This is a genomic window from Micromonospora sp. NPDC049139 (assembly GCF_055586845.1).
Window position 1 is genome coordinate 429792 of record NZ_JBVJHK010000002.1, and the last position, 15537, is coordinate 445328.

General features: G+C 75.1%; 13 protein-coding genes. 7 read left to right on the forward strand and 6 right to left on the reverse strand.

What is annotated here, in order from left to right; all coding sequences use genetic code 11:
• Window positions 1–75: 75 nt before the first annotated feature.
• Window positions 76–1161 (reverse strand): redox-regulated ATPase YchF, encoded by a 1086-nt coding sequence (ychF, locus tag ACZ6Q9_RS05540; RefSeq protein ID WP_350703927.1) that lies wholly within the window; start codon window positions 1159–1161, stop codon window positions 76–78.
• Window positions 1162–1294: 133 nt separating this feature from the next.
• Between ychF and ACZ6Q9_RS05545 the strand changes: the two genes are divergently transcribed.
• Window positions 1295–1855 (forward strand): exonuclease, encoded by a 561-nt coding sequence (locus ACZ6Q9_RS05545; protein WP_396827909.1) that lies wholly within the window; start codon window positions 1295–1297, stop codon window positions 1853–1855.
• A gap of 3 nt (window positions 1856–1858) precedes the next feature.
• Here the strand turns inward: ACZ6Q9_RS05545 and ACZ6Q9_RS05550 are convergent, their stop codons facing one another.
• Together ACZ6Q9_RS05550 and ACZ6Q9_RS05555 are read right to left on the reverse strand one after the other, a co-directional pair.
• Complete coding sequence (locus ACZ6Q9_RS05550; RefSeq protein ID WP_396827911.1) at window positions 1859–2593, reverse strand: Type 1 glutamine amidotransferase-like domain-containing protein; 735 nt, start codon at window positions 2591–2593, stop codon at window positions 1859–1861.
• 81 nt (window positions 2594–2674) lie between these two features.
• Complete coding sequence (locus ACZ6Q9_RS05555; RefSeq protein ID WP_393261401.1) at window positions 2675–3157, reverse strand: hypothetical protein; 483 nt, start codon at window positions 3155–3157, stop codon at window positions 2675–2677.
• A 142-nt stretch (window positions 3158–3299) separates the two neighbouring features.
• Here ACZ6Q9_RS05555 and ACZ6Q9_RS05560 point away from each other — a divergent pair, with 142 nt between their 5' ends.
• The 5 genes from ACZ6Q9_RS05560 (at window position 3300) to ACZ6Q9_RS05580 (ending at window position 10705) form a co-directional block, all read left to right on the forward strand.
• Window positions 3300–4760, forward strand: a complete 1461-nt coding sequence (locus ACZ6Q9_RS05560; protein WP_393450693.1) for an AlkA N-terminal domain-containing protein — start codon at window positions 3300–3302, stop codon at window positions 4758–4760.
• Entirely contained in the window at window positions 4757–5257 is a 501-nt protein-coding gene (locus tag ACZ6Q9_RS05565) for a methylated-DNA--[protein]-cysteine S-methyltransferase (protein WP_393450691.1), read from the forward strand. The genes ACZ6Q9_RS05560 and ACZ6Q9_RS05565 overlap by 4 nt, the downstream gene beginning before the upstream one ends.
• A gap of 48 nt (window positions 5258–5305) precedes the next feature.
• Window positions 5306–7126: an ABC transporter ATP-binding protein gene (locus tag ACZ6Q9_RS05570; RefSeq protein WP_396827914.1), complete on the forward strand. Its 1821-nt coding sequence runs from the start codon at window positions 5306–5308 to the stop codon at window positions 7124–7126.
• Complete coding sequence (locus tag ACZ6Q9_RS05575; RefSeq protein WP_393450685.1) at window positions 7123–8991, forward strand: ABC transporter ATP-binding protein; 1869 nt, start codon at window positions 7123–7125, stop codon at window positions 8989–8991. The genes ACZ6Q9_RS05570 and ACZ6Q9_RS05575 overlap by 4 nt, the downstream gene beginning before the upstream one ends.
• Before the next feature lie 136 nt (window positions 8992–9127).
• Window positions 9128–10705, forward strand: a complete 1578-nt coding sequence (locus ACZ6Q9_RS05580) for a trypsin-like serine protease (protein ID WP_396827917.1) — start codon at window positions 9128–9130, stop codon at window positions 10703–10705.
• A gap of 63 nt (window positions 10706–10768) precedes the next feature.
• Here ACZ6Q9_RS05580 and ACZ6Q9_RS05585 read toward each other — a convergent pair whose 3' ends face one another.
• The gene (locus ACZ6Q9_RS05585) at window positions 10769–11428 is read right to left on the reverse strand and encodes a nitroreductase family protein (RefSeq protein WP_396827919.1); all 660 of its coding nucleotides are present in this window, start codon (window positions 11426–11428) and stop codon (window positions 10769–10771) included.
• 56 nt (window positions 11429–11484) lie between these two features.
• Between ACZ6Q9_RS05585 and valS the strand changes: the two genes are divergently transcribed.
• Complete coding sequence (gene valS, locus ACZ6Q9_RS05590; RefSeq protein ID WP_396827921.1) at window positions 11485–14049, forward strand: valine--tRNA ligase; 2565 nt, start codon at window positions 11485–11487, stop codon at window positions 14047–14049.
• Window positions 14050–14085: 36 nt separating this feature from the next.
• Here valS and ACZ6Q9_RS05595 read toward each other — a convergent pair whose 3' ends face one another.
• Both ACZ6Q9_RS05595 and ACZ6Q9_RS05600 read right to left on the reverse strand, forming a co-directional pair.
• On the reverse strand, window positions 14086–14712 hold the full coding sequence (locus ACZ6Q9_RS05595; RefSeq protein ID WP_393450673.1) for a hypothetical protein: 627 nt from the start codon (window positions 14710–14712) through the stop codon (window positions 14086–14088).
• 114 nt (window positions 14713–14826) lie between these two features.
• Window positions 14827–15537, reverse strand: coding sequence for an ABC transporter permease (locus ACZ6Q9_RS05600; protein WP_393261418.1), 711 nt, complete (start codon window positions 15535–15537; stop codon window positions 14827–14829).

Sequence of the window (15537 nt, forward strand, 5' to 3'; positions counted from 1 at the left end):
CTCGACCGCCGACAGTGCCCCCGGCGTGCCCCAGAGCGAGGGCACACCCTCCTGACCTGCGGGAACCGGCCGGTTTCAGACGTTGAAGCGGAACTCCACGACGTCGCCGTCCTGCATCACGTACTCCTTGCCCTCGATGCGGACCTTGCCCGCCGCCTTGGCCGCCGCCATCGATCCGGCGGCGACCAGGTCGGCGTAGGAGACCACCTCGGCCTTGATGAAGCCGCGCTGGAAGTCGGAGTGGATGACCCCCGCGGCCTCCGGCGCGGTCGCGCCGACCGGGACGGTCCAGGCCCGCGCCTCCTTGGGGCCGGCGGTGAGGTACGTCTGGAGCCCGAGCGTGCGGAAGCCGACCCGGACGAGCTGGTCCAGGCCCGGCTCCTGCTGACCGATCGACTCCAGCAGCTCGCGGGCCTCCTCCTCGGGCAGGTCCACCAGCTCGGACTCGATCTTGGCGTCCATGAAGACGGCCTCGGCCGGGGCGACCAGGGCGCGCAGTTCGTCGAGGAACTCGGCGTTGCCCAGCTCGGCCTCGTCGACGTTGAAGACGTACAGGAAGGGCTTCGTGGTGAGCAGGTGCAGCTCGCGCAGGTGCTCCAGCTCGATGCCCGCGTCCTTGGCACCCGCGTAGAGGGTGACGCCGGTGTCGAGCAGCTCGACGGCCTTCTTGGCGGCGGTCACCGCGGCGGCCCGGTCCTTGCGGAGCTTGGCCTCCTTCTCCAGCCGCGGCACCGCCTTCTCCAGGGTCTGGAGGTCGGCGAGGATCAGCTCGGTGTTGATCGTCTCGATGTCGTCGGCCGGGGAGACCTTGCCGTCGACGTGCACCACGTTCGGGTCGGAGAAGGCCCGCACCACCTGGCAGATCGCCGAGGCGTCGCGGATGTTCGCCAGGAAGGCGTTGCCCCGGCCCTGCCCCTTGGAGGCGCCGCGCACCAGGCCGGCGATGTCGACGAACGACACGGGGGCGGGCAGCACCTTCTGCGAGCTGAAGATCTCGGCGAGCTTGTGCAGCCGCTCGTCCGGCAGCCCGACAACGCCGACGTTGGGCTCGATGGTGGCGAACGGGTAGTTCGCCGCGAGCACGTCGTTCTTGGTCAGCGCGTTGAACAGGGTGCTCTTGCCGACGTTGGGCAGGCCGACGATGCCGATGGTGAGACTCACGACGAGCCAGCTTACGCCGTTCGCCGCCGCCCTTGGACAGGCAGGTTCCACACCGGCGGAAAACAGCCGCCGGAGACCGCCCGACCGTTGTTACCGTGCCACGGTTCCGCGCGAGCGACCCCAAGGAGGCGGGATGAGCCAGCTACCGGAGCTGTACGTCGCGGTCGACGTGGAGGCGGACGGGCCGATCCCCGGGCCGTACAGCATGATCTCGCTCGGCATGGCCGTCGCCGGCCACCCGGAGCTGGCCTTCTACACGGAGCTGAAGCCGATCTCCGACGAGTTCGTGCCGGCCGCGCTCGCCGTCTCCGGGCTGGACCGGGACCGGCTGCTCCGGGAGGCGCCCCCGGCCGAGGAGGCGATGGGCGCCGCCGCGAGATGGGTCAACGGGCTGCGCGAGATCGGCCGCCCGGTGTTCCTCGCCGCCCCCGCCGTCTGGGACGGCATGTTCGTGCACTGGTACTTCACCCGGTTCGTCGGGCACAGCCCGTTCGGCGCCACCGGTTCCGGTGTCGACCTGCGCAGCTACTGGATGGGGCTGACCGGCTGCGAGTGGGTGCGGACCCGCAAGGGCACGATCAAGCACGAGCTGGGCCTGACCGACGTGCCGCACACCCACCACGCCGGGGAGGACGCCGCCGAGCTGGCCCAGGTCTTCGACGCGGTCCTGCGTCGCCGCGGCCGGGAGCGGTAGGAGTCAGCCGAGCAGGCGCGGCCCGATCGGGGTCTCCCGCACGCTGCCGTCCGGGCCGCGGCTGACCTCGTACGCGCAGACACCCGGACGGTCCGCGACCGCCTCGACCAGCCGCTCGCCCCGGTAGAGCAGGCCGGTGCCGTCGTCGGTGCAGTGCGCGGTCGGCAGCGTGCCGTCGCCGACCAGCCGGTGCATCAGTGGCCGGCGCTGCTCCTCGCTGTCGTAGTGCACGCCGTTGCCGTAGGGCAGCCAGCCCAGCCCGTCGGTGAAGCCGCGCAGGGTGGTGCCGAAGCTGTCGGTGGCGCCGCCGGCGTGCCAGCAGATCGAGCCGGCGGAGACGCCGCCCAGCACGACGCCGGCCTCCCAGCACTCCCGCAGGATCTCGCCGAGGCCGTGCACCCGCCACACCGCGCAGAGGTTCGCGACGCTGCCGCCGCCCACCCAGACCACGTCCTGCGCGAGCAGGTGGGCGCGGATGTCGTCGACGTTCGGCATCGGGAAGAGCGCCAGGTGCGTCATCCGGAACCGGCTGCCGGCGAACGCCTCGTAGACCCGGGCCAGCGTGGTCGGCTGGTCGCCCTCGGCCTGGTTGAGGAAACAGAGCCTCGGCTCGGGCCCGGCCCCGGCCAGCTCGGCGGCGAGGTCGAAGACGGGGTTGACCCGCCGGGCCCCGCCCTCGCGGCGGGGAGCGTAGATGCCCATGCTGGTGGCGAGGATGGTCGGTTCGCTGGCGGGCACGGTCGTCCTTCCGTCGGTGTCGGCACCGCCCATCCTGCCGCGCCGTCAGTCGGTCGCGCGGGCCGGGCTGCGGACGGTCGGTCAGTCGCGGGGGCCGGGCTGGCGCGGGACGACCGGCTCGATCCGCAGGGCGCCCGGGGCCAGTGCCCCGGCGGCGGCGAGCGGCAGGGTGAAGCGGGCGTCGGCGGCGGGACCGGCCGCGTACGACTCGCGGAGCATCCAGCGCACCTCGTCGGCCGTCCAGCCCAGCCCGGACCGGCCGGCGATCTCCCGGACCAGGCGCAGCGCCACCCGGGTGTCGTCGTCGTAGAAGCGCATGCACCAGTGGTGCACCCACATGCCCAGCGCGCGGAGCCCGTCGGCGTCCAGCGAACGCACCAGCCGACCGCAGGCGGTGTCGCCGAACGCCCGCCCCGGGTCACCGGCCCGGTCCCGCTCGATCGCGCCGACGGCGGACGGGGCGACCGCGCGCATCCGGTCGTAGAAGCCCTGCACCACCGCGTCGTCCAGCGGGGGGTGCCCGTCCCGTGTCGACGCCGCTTCCCGACCCGCCACGCTCGCCATTGCCGCACCCCTTCTTGAGTTGGTGGCCCGGACGGTACCGACCACAACCGACACTTTCCGCGCCGGACGTCCCGTTCCCACCCGCACGGCCGCGTCCGATTTCCGCGAGCCGAGGGCGCCGAGCAGGGGCATCATCGGTGACGTGGAATTGGACTTCGAGCGGTGCTACCGGGCCGTCGACAGCCGCGACCAGCGGTTCGACGGCTGGTTCTACACCGGCGTGACCTCGACCGGGATCTACTGCCGGCCGTCCTGCCCCGCGATGACGCCGAAGCGGCAGAACGTCCGGTTCTTCCCCTCGGCCGCGGCGGCCCAGGGCGCCGGGCTGCGCGCCTGCCGGCGGTGCCGGCCGGACGCCGCCCCCGGCTCCCCGCACTGGGACGTCCGGGCGGACGTGGTCGGCCGGGCGATGCGGCTCATCGCCGACGGGGTGGTCGACCGGGACGGTATCCCGGGGCTGGCCGCCCGGCTCGGCTACACCGAGCGGCACCTGCACCGGATGCTGCGGGCGGAGATGGGCGCCGGCCCCCTCGCCCTGGCCCGGGCGCAGCGCGCGCAGACCGCCCGCACCCTGATCGAGACCACCGGCCTGGGCATGGCGGAGATCGCGTTCGCCGCCGGGTTCGGCAGCGTCCGGCAGTTCAACGACACGGTCCGCGAGGTGTACGGGACGGCCCCGTCCGAGCTGCGTACCGCCCGGGGCCGGTGCGCCGCGCCGGGCGGGGCGGGCACCATCACGCTGCGGCTCGCGTACCGCCCGCCGCTGCACGCGGGGGCGCTGCTGGACTTCCTCGCGCTGCGCGCGCTGCCCGGCGTCGAGGAGGTGCGCGACGGGACGTACCGCCGGGGCCTGCGGCTGCCGCACGGCCCGGGCGAGGCGACCCTGACCCCGGCGGACGGGCACGTGACCGCGACGCTGCGGTTGACCGACATGCGCGACCTGGCCCCGGCGGTGGCCCGCTGCCGCCGCCTGCTCGACCTCGACGCCGACCCGGTCGCCGTCGACGGCACCCTCGCCGCCGACCCGGCCCTGGCCGGGGCGGTCGCCGCCGAGCCGGGCATCCGCCTCCCCCGCTCGGTCGACGGCTTCGAGATGGCCCTGCGCGCGATCGTCGGCCAGCAGGTCTCCGTCCGCTCGGCCCGCACCACCCTCACCCGCCTGCTGGACCACCTCCGCCCGCCCGTCCCCGACCCTTCCGACGGCGGGGAGGGGCCTGGGCCGTGGCTGGCCGGCTTCCCCACCGCCGAGGAGGTGCTTGGGGCGCCGGACGAGGTGTTCGGGATGCCGGCGGGGCGGCGGGCGACGATCCGTGCCCTGGCCGGGGCCGTCGCCGACGGGTCGCTGGACCTGGCGTCCGGCGGGGACCGGGAGGAGACCGTCCGGCGGCTGCTGGCGCTGCCCGGGATCGGCCCCTGGACCGCCGGTTACGTCGCGATGCGCGCCCTCGGCGACCCGGACGTCCTCCTCCCCACCGACCTCGCGGTACGCCGGGGCGCCGCCGCCCTCGGCCTGCCCGACGACCCGAAGACCCTCGACGCGTACGCCGACCGCTGGCGCCCCTGGCGCTCGTACGCGGTGATCCGACTCTGGAGAGCAGCATGAGCATGAACGACAGCACCGTCGTCGACACCCCCGCCGGGCCGCTCAGCATCGTGGCCGGCCCGGACGGGGCGGTCCGGGCGGCGGGCTTCACCGGCGAACCCGAGCACCTGCTCCCCCTGATGCACCCGACGCTGCGGGCGCCGCTGCGGCGCCGGGCCGACCTCGGCCCGGTCACCGCCGCCGTCGCGGCCTACCTGGACGGCGAGCTGACCGCGATCGACACCGTGCCGGTGGAGCAGCACACCGGCGGCGTGTTCATGGCGCACGCCTGGCAGGTGCTGCGCGAGGTGAAGCCGGGTGACCCGGTGACCTACACCGGGTTCGCAGGGCTGGCCGGCCGCCCCGCGGCCGTACGCGCCGCCGCGGCGGCCTGCGCCCGCAACGCGGTCGCCCTGTTCGTCCCCTGCCACCGGGTGCTGCGCACCGACGGGACGCTCGGCGGCTACCGCTGGGGGCTGGACGTGAAGAAGTGGCTTCTCGGACACGAGCGGCCGTGACGGGAAGCTGACAGCGGCGCCATTCACATTTGCCGCTACCGTCGGGTAGTGCCTGCGGACGGCGACGGCGACCCGGCTCCCCGGGGGGTCGAGGCCGGCCCGCATCCGCTGCGCAACCTCTGGCGGCTGCGCCACTACCTGCGCCCCCACGCGGCCGAGTTCGGCTGGCTGCTGCTGGCCGGTCTCGCCGCCACCGGGGCGGGCATCGCCGTACCGCTGGTCACGCAGCGGGTGGTGGACGGCCCGGTCGCGCGGCAGGACCCGGCGGGGCTGTTCCGGCTGGCCGGGCTGGCGCTGCTGCTCGGCCTGGTCGAGGCGCTGCTGATCTTCATCCGGCGCTGGGTGCAGTCGTCGTCCTCGATGCGGATCGAGGCGGCGATCCGCGCCGACGTCTACGCCCACCTGCAGCGGCTGCCGGCCAGCTTCCACGACCGGTGGCAGTCCGGCCAGCTCCTGTCCCGGATCACCAGCGACCTCTCGGTGCTGCGCCGGTTCCTCTCCTTCGGCCTGTTCTTCCTGGTCCTCAACCTGGTGACCTGCCTGGCCGTGGTGGCGCTGCTGATCCGGCTGCACCCCGCGCTGGGGCTGCTGGTGGCGGCGAGCGCGGTGCCGCTGTTCCTGATCACCCGGCGCTTCGCCCGGCGCTACCACGCCGCCTCCCGCCGGATGCAGGACCAGCAGGGCGACGTGGCCACGCTGGTCGAGGAGACCGCGCAGGGGCTGCGCACGATGAAGGCGTACGGGCGGGGGCGGGAACTGGCCTCCCGCTTCGCGGCCGGCGCCCAGGCGCTGCACGACACCGGGGTCGACAAGGGCCGGCTGCTGGCCCGCACCTCCGCCCTGCTCGACCTGGTGCCGAACCTGACCCTGGGCGTGGTGCTGGTGGCCGGCGCGGCGGCCGCCGCCGGAGGCGTGCTGACCATCGGCGAACTGGTCGCGTTCGTCAGCCTCCAGCTGATGCTGATCTGGCCGGTGCAGTCGCTGGGCTGGATCGTCGCCAACGGCCAGGAGGCGGCGACCGCCGCCGACCGGGTGCTGGAGGTGCTGGACAGCCCGCCCGCCATCGTGGACGCCCCGGGCGCGGTCGCCCTGCGCCGCGGCGAGGTGCACGGCCGACTGCGCTTCGAGCGGGTCTCGTTCCGCTACCCGGGCACCGGGGCGCCGGTGCTACGGGAGGTCGACCTGACCGTCGAGCCGGGCGAGACCGTGGCGCTGGTCGGGGCGACCGGCTGCGGCAAGAGCACACTGCTCTCCCTGGTGCCCCGGCTGCACGACGTGACCGGTGGCCGGATCACCCTGGACGGGCACGACCTGCGCGACCTGCGACTGTCCTCGCTGCGCCGGCTGGTCGGGGTGGCCTTCGAGGAGCCGACGCTGTTCTCCATGTCGGTGTGGGAAAACCTCACCCTGGGCCGGCCGGAGGCCGGGGAGGACGAGGTCCGGGCCGCCCTCGCGCTGGCCCAGGCGGACTTCGCGTACGAGCTGCCGTGGGGGCTGGCCACCCGGGTGGGCGAGCAGGGGCTGTCGCTCTCCGGCGGGCAACGCCAGCGGCTGGCCCTGGCCCGGGCGGTGCTCGGCCGGCCGGCGCTGCTCGTGCTGGACGACCCGCTCTCCGCGCTCGACGTGCACACCGAGGCCCTTGTAGAGGCCGCGTTGAAGCGGGTGCTGCGCAACACGACCGCGCTGCTGGTGGTCCACCGGCCCTCCACCATCGCCCTCGCCGACCGGGTGGCGCTGCTGGAGGAGGGCCGGATCACCGCCGTCGGGCGGCACTCCGAACTGCTCGCCGACGTGCCGGCGTACCGCGCGGTGCTCTCCGCCGAGCCGGCCCCGGCGCCGCCCGACGGTCGCGGCCTGGTGCGGTCGTGACCGGCGAGGCCGCCCACCCGGGCGGGGCGGACCTCACCCGGTGGCGCGGCGTCGCCACCGACCCCGACGCCGACCGCAGCCACGCCGAGGACACCGCGCCGGAGGCGGTGGCCCGGCTCCGGGCCCGCAGCCGGGTACTGCTGCGCGACCTGCTGCGCCCGCACCGGCGCCGGCTCGGGCTGGCCGTCGCGCTGCTGCTCGGCCAGAACGCCGCCGCGATGGCCGGGCCGTACCTCGTCATGCTCGGCATCGACCGGGCCATCGCGCCGCTGCGGGCCGGCGAGCCCGGCCCGCTGCTGGCCGTCGCCGCCGCGTTCGCCGCCGCCACCGTCGTCGAGTACGCCGCCCGCCGGGGGTTCCTCACCCTCTCCGCGCGGATCGGCCAGGCCATCCTGCTCGACCTCCGCCAGCGGGTGTACGGCCACTTCCTGCGCCTGTCGGTGGCGTTCCACGAGCGGTACACCTCCGGCCGGATGGTCTCCCGGCTCACCAGCGACCTGGACTCGATCGGCGAACTGGTCGGCGGCGGCATCGACGGCCTGGTGCTGGCGGTGCTGTCGATCCTGTCGGTGGCCGGCATCCTGCTCTGGCTGGACCCGCCGCTGGCCGCGGTGACCCTGCTCGCGTTCCCGTTCCTGTTCTGGCTGTCCCGCTGGTTCGCGCGGGCGTCGGCGGACGCGTGGCGGCGCACCCGGGAGACCGTGGCGCTGGTCATCGTCCACTTCGTGGAGTCGATGCGGGGCATCCGGGCGGTGCAGGCGTTCCGCCGGGAGCCGCGCAACCAGCGGATCTTCGCGGCGGTCAACGACGACTACCGGGTGGCGAGCCGGCACGCGTTCCGGCTGATGGCGACGTACTCGCCGGGGATCAAGGTGATCGGCAACGTGACCGTGGCGGTGGTGCTCTGCTACGGCGGTTGGCGGGTGCTCGGCGGGGCGACCGGGATCGGGGTGTTGGCCGCGTTCCTGCTCTATCTGCGGCGGTTCTTCGAGCCGATGCAGGAGCTGAGCCAGTTCTACAACTCGTTGCAGTCGGCCACGGCGGCCCTGGAGAAACTGGCCGGGGTGCTCGACGAGCGGCCCTCGGTGGCCGAGCCGGCCCGGCCCGTGCCGCTGCCCGCCGGACCGGGGCGCGGGGCGGTCGCCTTCCGCGCGGTCACCTTCGGCTACCGGCCGGACGCGCCCATCCTCGCCGGGCTCGACCTCGCCGTCCCGGCCGGGCAGACCGTGGCGTTGATCGGGCCGACCGGCGCCGGCAAGTCGACCGTCGCCAAGCTGCTCGCCCGGTTCCACGACCCGCTCGCCGGCACGGTCAGCCTGGACGGCGTCGACCTGCGCGAGGTCGCCGACGCAGAGCTGCGCCGCGCGGTGGTGCTGGTGACCCAGGAGACCCATCTCTTCGGCGGCACGGTCGCGGAGAACATCCGGTTCGGCCGTCCCGGCGCCGACGACGCCGCCGTGGAGGCCGCCGCGCGGGCGATCGGCGCGCACGACTTCATCGCGGCCCTCCCCGAGGGGTACGCCACGCAGGTGCACCGGCGCGGCGGCCGGCTCTCCGCCGGGCAACGGCAGCTCGTCGCGTTCGCCCGGGCGTTCCTGGCCGACCCGATGGTGCTGGTCCTGGACGAGGCGACCTCCTCGCTGGACGTGCCGACCGAGCGGCTGGTGCAGCGCGCCCTCGGCACCGTCCTGCGCGACCGCACCGCCCTGGTGATCGCGCACCGGCTCTCCACGGTGGAGACGGCTGACCGGGTGCTGGTGCTCGACGGCGGCCGGATCGTCGAGGACGGCCCGCCCGGCCGGCTCGCCGCCGCCGGCGGCCGCTACGCCGCCCTGCACCGGCAGTGGCGCGACTCGCTGGTGTGAGCCACGGTCCGTGTGGCGCCCCCGCCGCCCCCGGTCGGCGGGCCCCACGAAGATCACCGGTGCCACTAGACTCACCGCGCCGAGCGGAGCGTCCACCGGGTGGTCGTCCCGACGGCGGCGACGGGGGAGGTTGCGAGTGCGGTTCGGACGACGGGTGCTGGTGGCCGGGGTGGTCGTCGCCTGCGCGCTGGGGGCGGCGGCGGTCGCCGGGATCCCGTTCGGCGACGCCGGCCGGACGCCGGCCACGCCCACCGCGCAGGAATCCCCGGCGTCGCCGGGCGACGACGCCGCCCCAACGGGCGCGCCGGCCCGCGCCGACAGCGGACTCGGCAACCGCCCCGGAGGCGGTGCCACGCCGGGCGCGGCGGCGGCCCTCCGGGGCCGCCCGGCCGCCGAGGTCGCCGCCGACAGCCCCGCCTCGGTCTCCTACCTGCGCGACCGCTACCGGGTCGACGCCGGCGAGGCGGCCCGGCGGCTCGCCCTCCAGGAGCTGTCCGCGCCGCTGGCCGCCCGGCTCGCCACGGAGTTCCCCGCCGCGTACGGCGGGATGTGGCTGGACCAGGCCGCCGGCGGCGTGCTGACCGTCGCCGCCACCGGCGTCGAACCGGTCCGGGCGGCGCTGACCGGCATGCCGGACGCGGCGCACGTCCGGGTGGTGCCGGTGCGTCACCCGCTGCGGCAGCTCACCGAGGCGGCGACCCGGCTGGCCACCGCGCTCGACGCCACGGCCGGCGCCGACGTGGTGGTGGACGAGCGGACCAACGAGGTCGTCGTGCTGACCGGCGACCGGATCGCCGCCGACGATCCCCGGCTGGCCGACGCGCTGCGCGCCGCCGGGGTGCCGGCCCGCGCGCAGGCCCGGGTCGCCGACACCGTGGTGCAGAAGGCCTGCGACCCGCGCGACTGCGCGCGGGCGCCGATGCGCGGCGGCATCCGGCTGGACGTGCCGCGCGACGACGGCACCGTGGGCGGCTGCACGACGGGCTTCAACGTGCTCGTCGGGCTGCGCGACCCGTACGTGCTGACGGCGGGGCACTGCGTCGTCGGGGGGCGGCACCAACTGGTGGACCGCACCTGGCACCAGTTCCTCGGCCCGAAGGTGCCGATGACCGTCGAGTCGTCGAGGTCGGGGCTGGCCGAGAACGCCTACCCGTACGACTACGCGATCATGCCGTACCAGCCGGGCGCGATCGGGCGGTGGGCGTACCCGGCGGGGGCCACGCAGGTGCCCAGCCTGGTCAACTACTGGTGCGTGCCGGACAACCCCCGGTGCGCCACCGGGGGCAGCCGCGACGTGGCGATCACCGGGCACGTGCCGTGGAGCGCCATCCAGCCCGGCTGGGTGGTCTGCGCCACCGGGGCGGCGTACACGCCGAAGGCCGGCGAGCAGTACGTCGACTCGGGGGCCGGGGCCGGCTACGTGCCCGGCACCCGCTGCGGGGAGATCATCGGCAAGACCAGCGGCGGCATCGACGTGCGCATCTGCGCCCGCCCGGGCGACAGCGGCGGCCCGCTCTTCACCGAGGCCGACGGCAAGGCGCTGGGCATCCTGTCGCACGGCGACCCGGGGCAGGGCGCGTGCACCAACCCGAACGAGCGCAACTCGTACGCCCCGGTCTCCACGATCCTCGACCGGGCGAACGCCCGCACCTACGGGGGCCTGCGGATCCGGCTGGCCACCAAGGGCCCGCTGAGCGGCCCGGTCCCCCGCTGACCCGGCCGGCGGCCCGGTGACCGGGTCGCCGGCACCGGGCCGATCGACCGTCGCGCCGGCGGCTCACCAGCGGTCGACGTGCAGGACCTCGTCCAGGGGCTGCCGCCGCGCCGGCCGGAAGCCCTCCCCGGTGTGGAACGCGGTGGGGATCAGCGCGGCCTGTCGCACGGTCGCGGGCAGCCCGAGCAGCTCGGCGACCTCCGCCTCGTACGCCAGGTGCAGCGTGGTCCAGGCGGTGCCGAGGCCGCGCGCCCGGGCGGCGAGCATGTAGCTCCACGCGGCCGGCAGGACCGACCCCCAGAGCCCGGCCTGGTTGCCGGCCGGCAGCTCGCCGGAGTCCACCTGGATGCACGGGACGAGCAGCACCGGCACCTGCCCCATCCGGTCGGCGAGCCAGGCCACGCTCTCCCCCACCCGGCGCTGCACCTCGGCCCGCTCCGGGTCGTCGGCGAAGAGCCGGGCGGCCGAGCGCTCCGAGGCGAGGTAGCCGTGCGCCGCGCGCTGGTAGATCCGGCCGATCAGGTCCCGCCTCGCCGGGTCGGTCACCACGATCCACTGCCAGCCCTGCCGGTTCGACCCGGACGGCGCCTGGAGGGCGATCTCCAGGCACTCGCGGACCAGTTCCATCGGCACGGGCCGGGTGAGGTCCAGCCGCCTGCGGACCGAGCGGGTGGTGGTGAGCAGCTCGTCGGGGCTCAGCGGGAGTGTCGGCACGACATCCATCGTGGCACGCCGGTTAACCCGTGGTCCGGCCGTTGGCCGGTGCCTACCATCGACGGATGACTGATACGGCGAGGACGGCCCGCGCCGGCGTCCCCGAGCGTCCGACCCTGGACGGGCTCGAGGAGACCTGGGCGCGCCGCTGGCAGGAGGAAGGCACGTACGCGTTCGACCGCTCGAAGGAGCGCTCGGACGTGTACGCGATCGACACCCCGCCGCCGACCGTATCCGGCGAGCTGCACATGGGCCACGTCTTCTCGTACACGCACACCGACATCGTGGCCCGGTTCCAGCGGATGCGCGGGCGGGCGGTGTTCTACCCGATGGGCTGGGACGACAACGGCCTGCCGACCGAGCGCCGGGTGCAGAACGTCCACGGCGTGCGCTGCGACCCGACGCTGCCGTACGACCCGTCGTGGGTGCCGCCGGCCGCCCCCGTCGACGACGCCGCCCGCCGGGACCCGACGCCAGTCTCCCGGCGCAACTTCATCGAGCTGTGCGAGCGGCTGACGGTCGCCGACGAGCAGGTCTTCGAGGCGCTGTGGCGGCGGCTCGGGCTGTCCGTGGACTGGACGCTGACGTACACGACGATCGGGCGGGTGGCCCGGGCGACCTCGCAGCGGGCGTTCCTGCGCAACCTGGCCCGGGGCGAGGCGTACCAGGCGGAGGCCCCGACACTGTGGGACGTCGGGTTCGCCACCGCCGTCGCCCAGGCGGAGCTGGAGGACCGGGAGCGGCCCGGGGCGTACCACCGGCTGCGGTTCGCCGGGCCGGCCGGGCGCGAGGTGCTGATCGACACCACCCGGCCGGAGCTGCTGCCGGCCTGCGTGGCGCTGGTCTGCCACCCCGGCGACGAGCGGTACGCGGACCTGGTCGGCGGCAGCGCGCGTACGCCGGTCTTCGGGGTCGAGGTGCCGGTGCGGGCGCACCCGCTGGCGGACCCGGCCAAGGGCACCGGCATCGCGATGGTCTGCACGTTCGGCGACCTGACCGACGTGACCTGGTGGCGGGAGCTGCGGCTGGACACCCGGGTGGTGATCGGCCGGGACGGCCGGCTGCTGCCGGAGGCGCCCGCCGGGGTGCCGACGCAGCCCTACGCGGCGCTGGCCGGGCAGACCGTCAACGGTGCCCGGCGGACGCTGGTGCAGCTGCTCGCCGACGGCGGCGACCTGGTCGGCGAGCCGCGCCCGATCACCCACCCGGTGAAGTTCTACGAGCGCGGCGACCGGCCGCTGGAGATCGTCTCGACCCGGCAGTGGTATCTGCGCAACGGCGGCCGGGACGCCGCCCTGCGCGAGGAACTGCTGGCCCGGGGCGGGGAGCTGCGCTGGGTGCCGGAGCACATGCGGCACCGCTACGAGCACTGGGTGGGCGGCCTGACCGGTGACTGGCTGGTCAGCCGGCAGCGCTTCTTCGGCGTGCCGGTGCCGGTGTGGTACCGGCTCGACGACGCTGGCGAGCCGGACTACACCCACCCTCTCACGCCGGACGAGTCCGCGCTGCCGGTCGACCCGTCCAGCGACGCCCCGCCCGGGTTCGAGGAGTCCCGGCGCGGCCGGCCGGGTGGCTTCGTCGGCGACCCGGACGTGCTCGACACCTGGGCCACCTCGTCGCTGACCCCGCAGATCGTGGGCGGCTGGGAGACCGACCCGGACCTGTTCGCGCGGGTCTTCCCGATGGACCTGCGCCCGCAGGGGCAGGAGATCATCCGTACCTGGCTCTTCTCCACCGTGGTCCGCTCGCACCTGGAGCACGGGGTGCTGCCCTGGCGGGACGCGGTGCTCTCCGGCTGGATCCTGGACCCGGACCGCAAGAAGATGTCCAAGTCCAAGGGGAACGTGGTCACCCCGATGGCGTTGCTGGAGCAGCACGGCTCCGACGCGGTGCGGTACTGGGCGGCGAACGGCAAGCCGGGCATGGACCTCGCCTTCGACCCGGCCCAGATCAAGGTCGGCCGGCGGCTGGCCACCAAGCTGCTCAACGCGTCGAGGTTCGCCCTCGGGCTGGGCGCCGCCGACGCGTTGCGCGCCCCGGCGACCGAGCCGCTGGACCGCGCCATGCTCGCCGAACTGTCCGGCGTGGTCGCCGCCGCGACCGCCGCGTTGGAGGCGTACGACCACACGGCGGCGTTGCAGGCGGCCGAGTCGTTCTTCTGGCGGTTCTGCGACGACTACATCGAGCTGGTGAAGGAGCGCGCCTACGGCTCCGGGCCGGGGGCGGACTCGGCCCGGGCGGCACTGGCCACCGCGCTCTCGGTGCAGCTGCGGCTGTTCGCCCCGGTGCTGCCGTACGCGACCGAGGAGGTCTGGTCCTGGTGGCGCTACGGCTCGGTGCACCGCGCGCCCTGGCCGACCACGTACGAGGTGGGCCGGGCGATCGAGGGCGCCGGCGAGCCGGAGCTGCTGCGGCTGGCCGGGGACGCGCTCAGCCAGGTGCGCCGGGCCAAGTCGGAGCGGAAACTGTCGATGCGGGCAGAGGTGCCGCTGGCCGAGGCGCTCGGCCCGGCGGCCCTGCTGGACCAGCTCACCGTGATCGCCGACGACCTCCGCGCCGCCGGCCGGATCACGAAACTGGACCTGCTCCCCGACCGCACCACCGAGCTGGTGATCGCCTGCGCCTTCTGAGCGCGGCCCCGCCGCGCCCGACGGGGCGCGGCGGGGTCACCAGCCGCGCAGCAGGCGCAGGCCGAGGAGGAAGGCGACGACGGCGGGGCCGACCAGCAGGGTGATCGCCTGGAGTCGGTACGGCATCCGGTGCCGGGTCAGCTCGACGGCGTTGCCCAGCACGATCACCCCGGCCAGCATCAGGAACGCGCCCCACATCGGGGCGGTCCCCACGTCGACCAGGCCGACGCGGGTCAGTTGCAGCGCCCCGCCGAGCAGCAGGGCGCCGGCCAGCGCCAGCAGGGCGACCGCCCGGTGCAACCCCCGGGCCAGCGGGTGGACCGGCCGCCAGTGGTAGGTGCCGGCGACCGCCAGGCACGGCAGGATGACCATCAGCGGCCAGCCCCTGCCGAAGGCGCCGAACATCAGCAGCGCCCCGACCGCGAACACCAGCGTGCCGAGGCAGGCGATCACGTAGCCGGCGAAGGCGCGCCCGCCGCCCCGGGCCAGCAGCGGCCCGCCGACGGCGGCGATCAGTGCCCCGGGGATCAGTACGAACCCCGCCCACCAATGGAAGTGGCCGCTGGCCTGGGCGGCCGTGGTGGTCGCCGCCGCCGCGAGCCCGGCGACCGCCAGGCTGACCAGCCAGTGCCGGCCGGCACCGGGGTAGGAATCGCGCGACATGACCAGACCCGCTTCCGCACTCACTTCCACAGCCTCGCCGGGTGGCGCGGCCCGGTCCATCCGGCCAGCCCTACCATCGGGGGTCGGGCCGCCCGGACGGCCGTCACGCGGGGGTCAGCTCGTCTCGCCGGCCACGCTGAACGAGCGGAGCCGGTCGATCGCCAGCACCGTGAAGCCCACGCTGATCAGCACGGTCATCACCGCCGCCACCGGCACCGAGACGCTGGTCTCCAGCAGCCCGGTGGGGGCCAGCCGATCGGCGAGGGCGATCACGTACTGCTGGATGGAGAGGACCTTGGTGCCGCTGACGAAGTTGCCGAGCAGCCCCTCCCAGATGAGCACGTAGACCAGGCCGAGCAGCACGGGCCGCCGGGTGAGCAGGCTCAGCGCCACGAACAGCGCCGAGTACGCCAGCGCCCCGACCGCCGCGGCGGCGGCGAGCGCCAGGCCGAGGCGTACGGAATGGGCGAGCACGCCCGCGACGTAGAGCGGCACCGCGACGGTGACCGCCGTGACGCCGGTCGCCACCGCCAGCTTCGGCAGCACGATCTGCCAGCGCGGCAGCGGCTTGGTCAGGATGTGCACGACCGTGCCGTCGTCGATCTCGGCCCCCAGCACGCCGGTGCCGACGATCAACGCGACCACCGGCAGCACCACGGCCAGGCCGAGGCCGACCAGCACCGGCGGGCCCCACTCGCCCGGGTCCACCCCGAGCGAGCGGGAGAGCACGGCGAGCAGCACCAGTACCGCCGGAAGCGGCACCAGCAGGAGGAACCGGCGACGCCCGAACAGCCCCCGCGCGGTGATCCAGGAAACGGTAGACAT

Bases quoted from the DNA above. Each gene is read 5' to 3' on its own strand.
- ACZ6Q9_RS05545 (WP_396827909.1), top strand. From the start codon at position 1,295: ATGAGCCAGCTACCGGAGCTGTACGTCGCGGTCGACGTGGAGGCGGAC.
- ACZ6Q9_RS05555 (WP_393261401.1), bottom strand. From the start codon at position 3,157: ATGGCGAGCGTGGCGGGTCGGGAAGCGGCGTCGACACGGGACGGGCAC.
- ACZ6Q9_RS05565 (WP_393450691.1), top strand. From the start codon at position 4,757: ATGAGCATGAACGACAGCACCGTCGTCGACACCCCCGCCGGGCCGCTC.
- ACZ6Q9_RS05585 (WP_396827919.1), bottom strand. From the start codon at position 11,428: ATGGATGTCGTGCCGACACTCCCGCTGAGCCCCGACGAGCTGCTCACC.
- valS (WP_396827921.1), top strand. From the start codon at position 11,485: ATGACTGATACGGCGAGGACGGCCCGCGCCGGCGTCCCCGAGCGTCCG.
- ACZ6Q9_RS05595 (WP_393450673.1), bottom strand. From the start codon at position 14,712: ATGTCGCGCGATTCCTACCCCGGTGCCGGCCGGCACTGGCTGGTCAGC.
- ACZ6Q9_RS05600 (WP_393261418.1), bottom strand. From the start codon at position 15,537: ATGTCTACCGTTTCCTGGATCACCGCGCGGGGGCTGTTCGGGCGTCGC.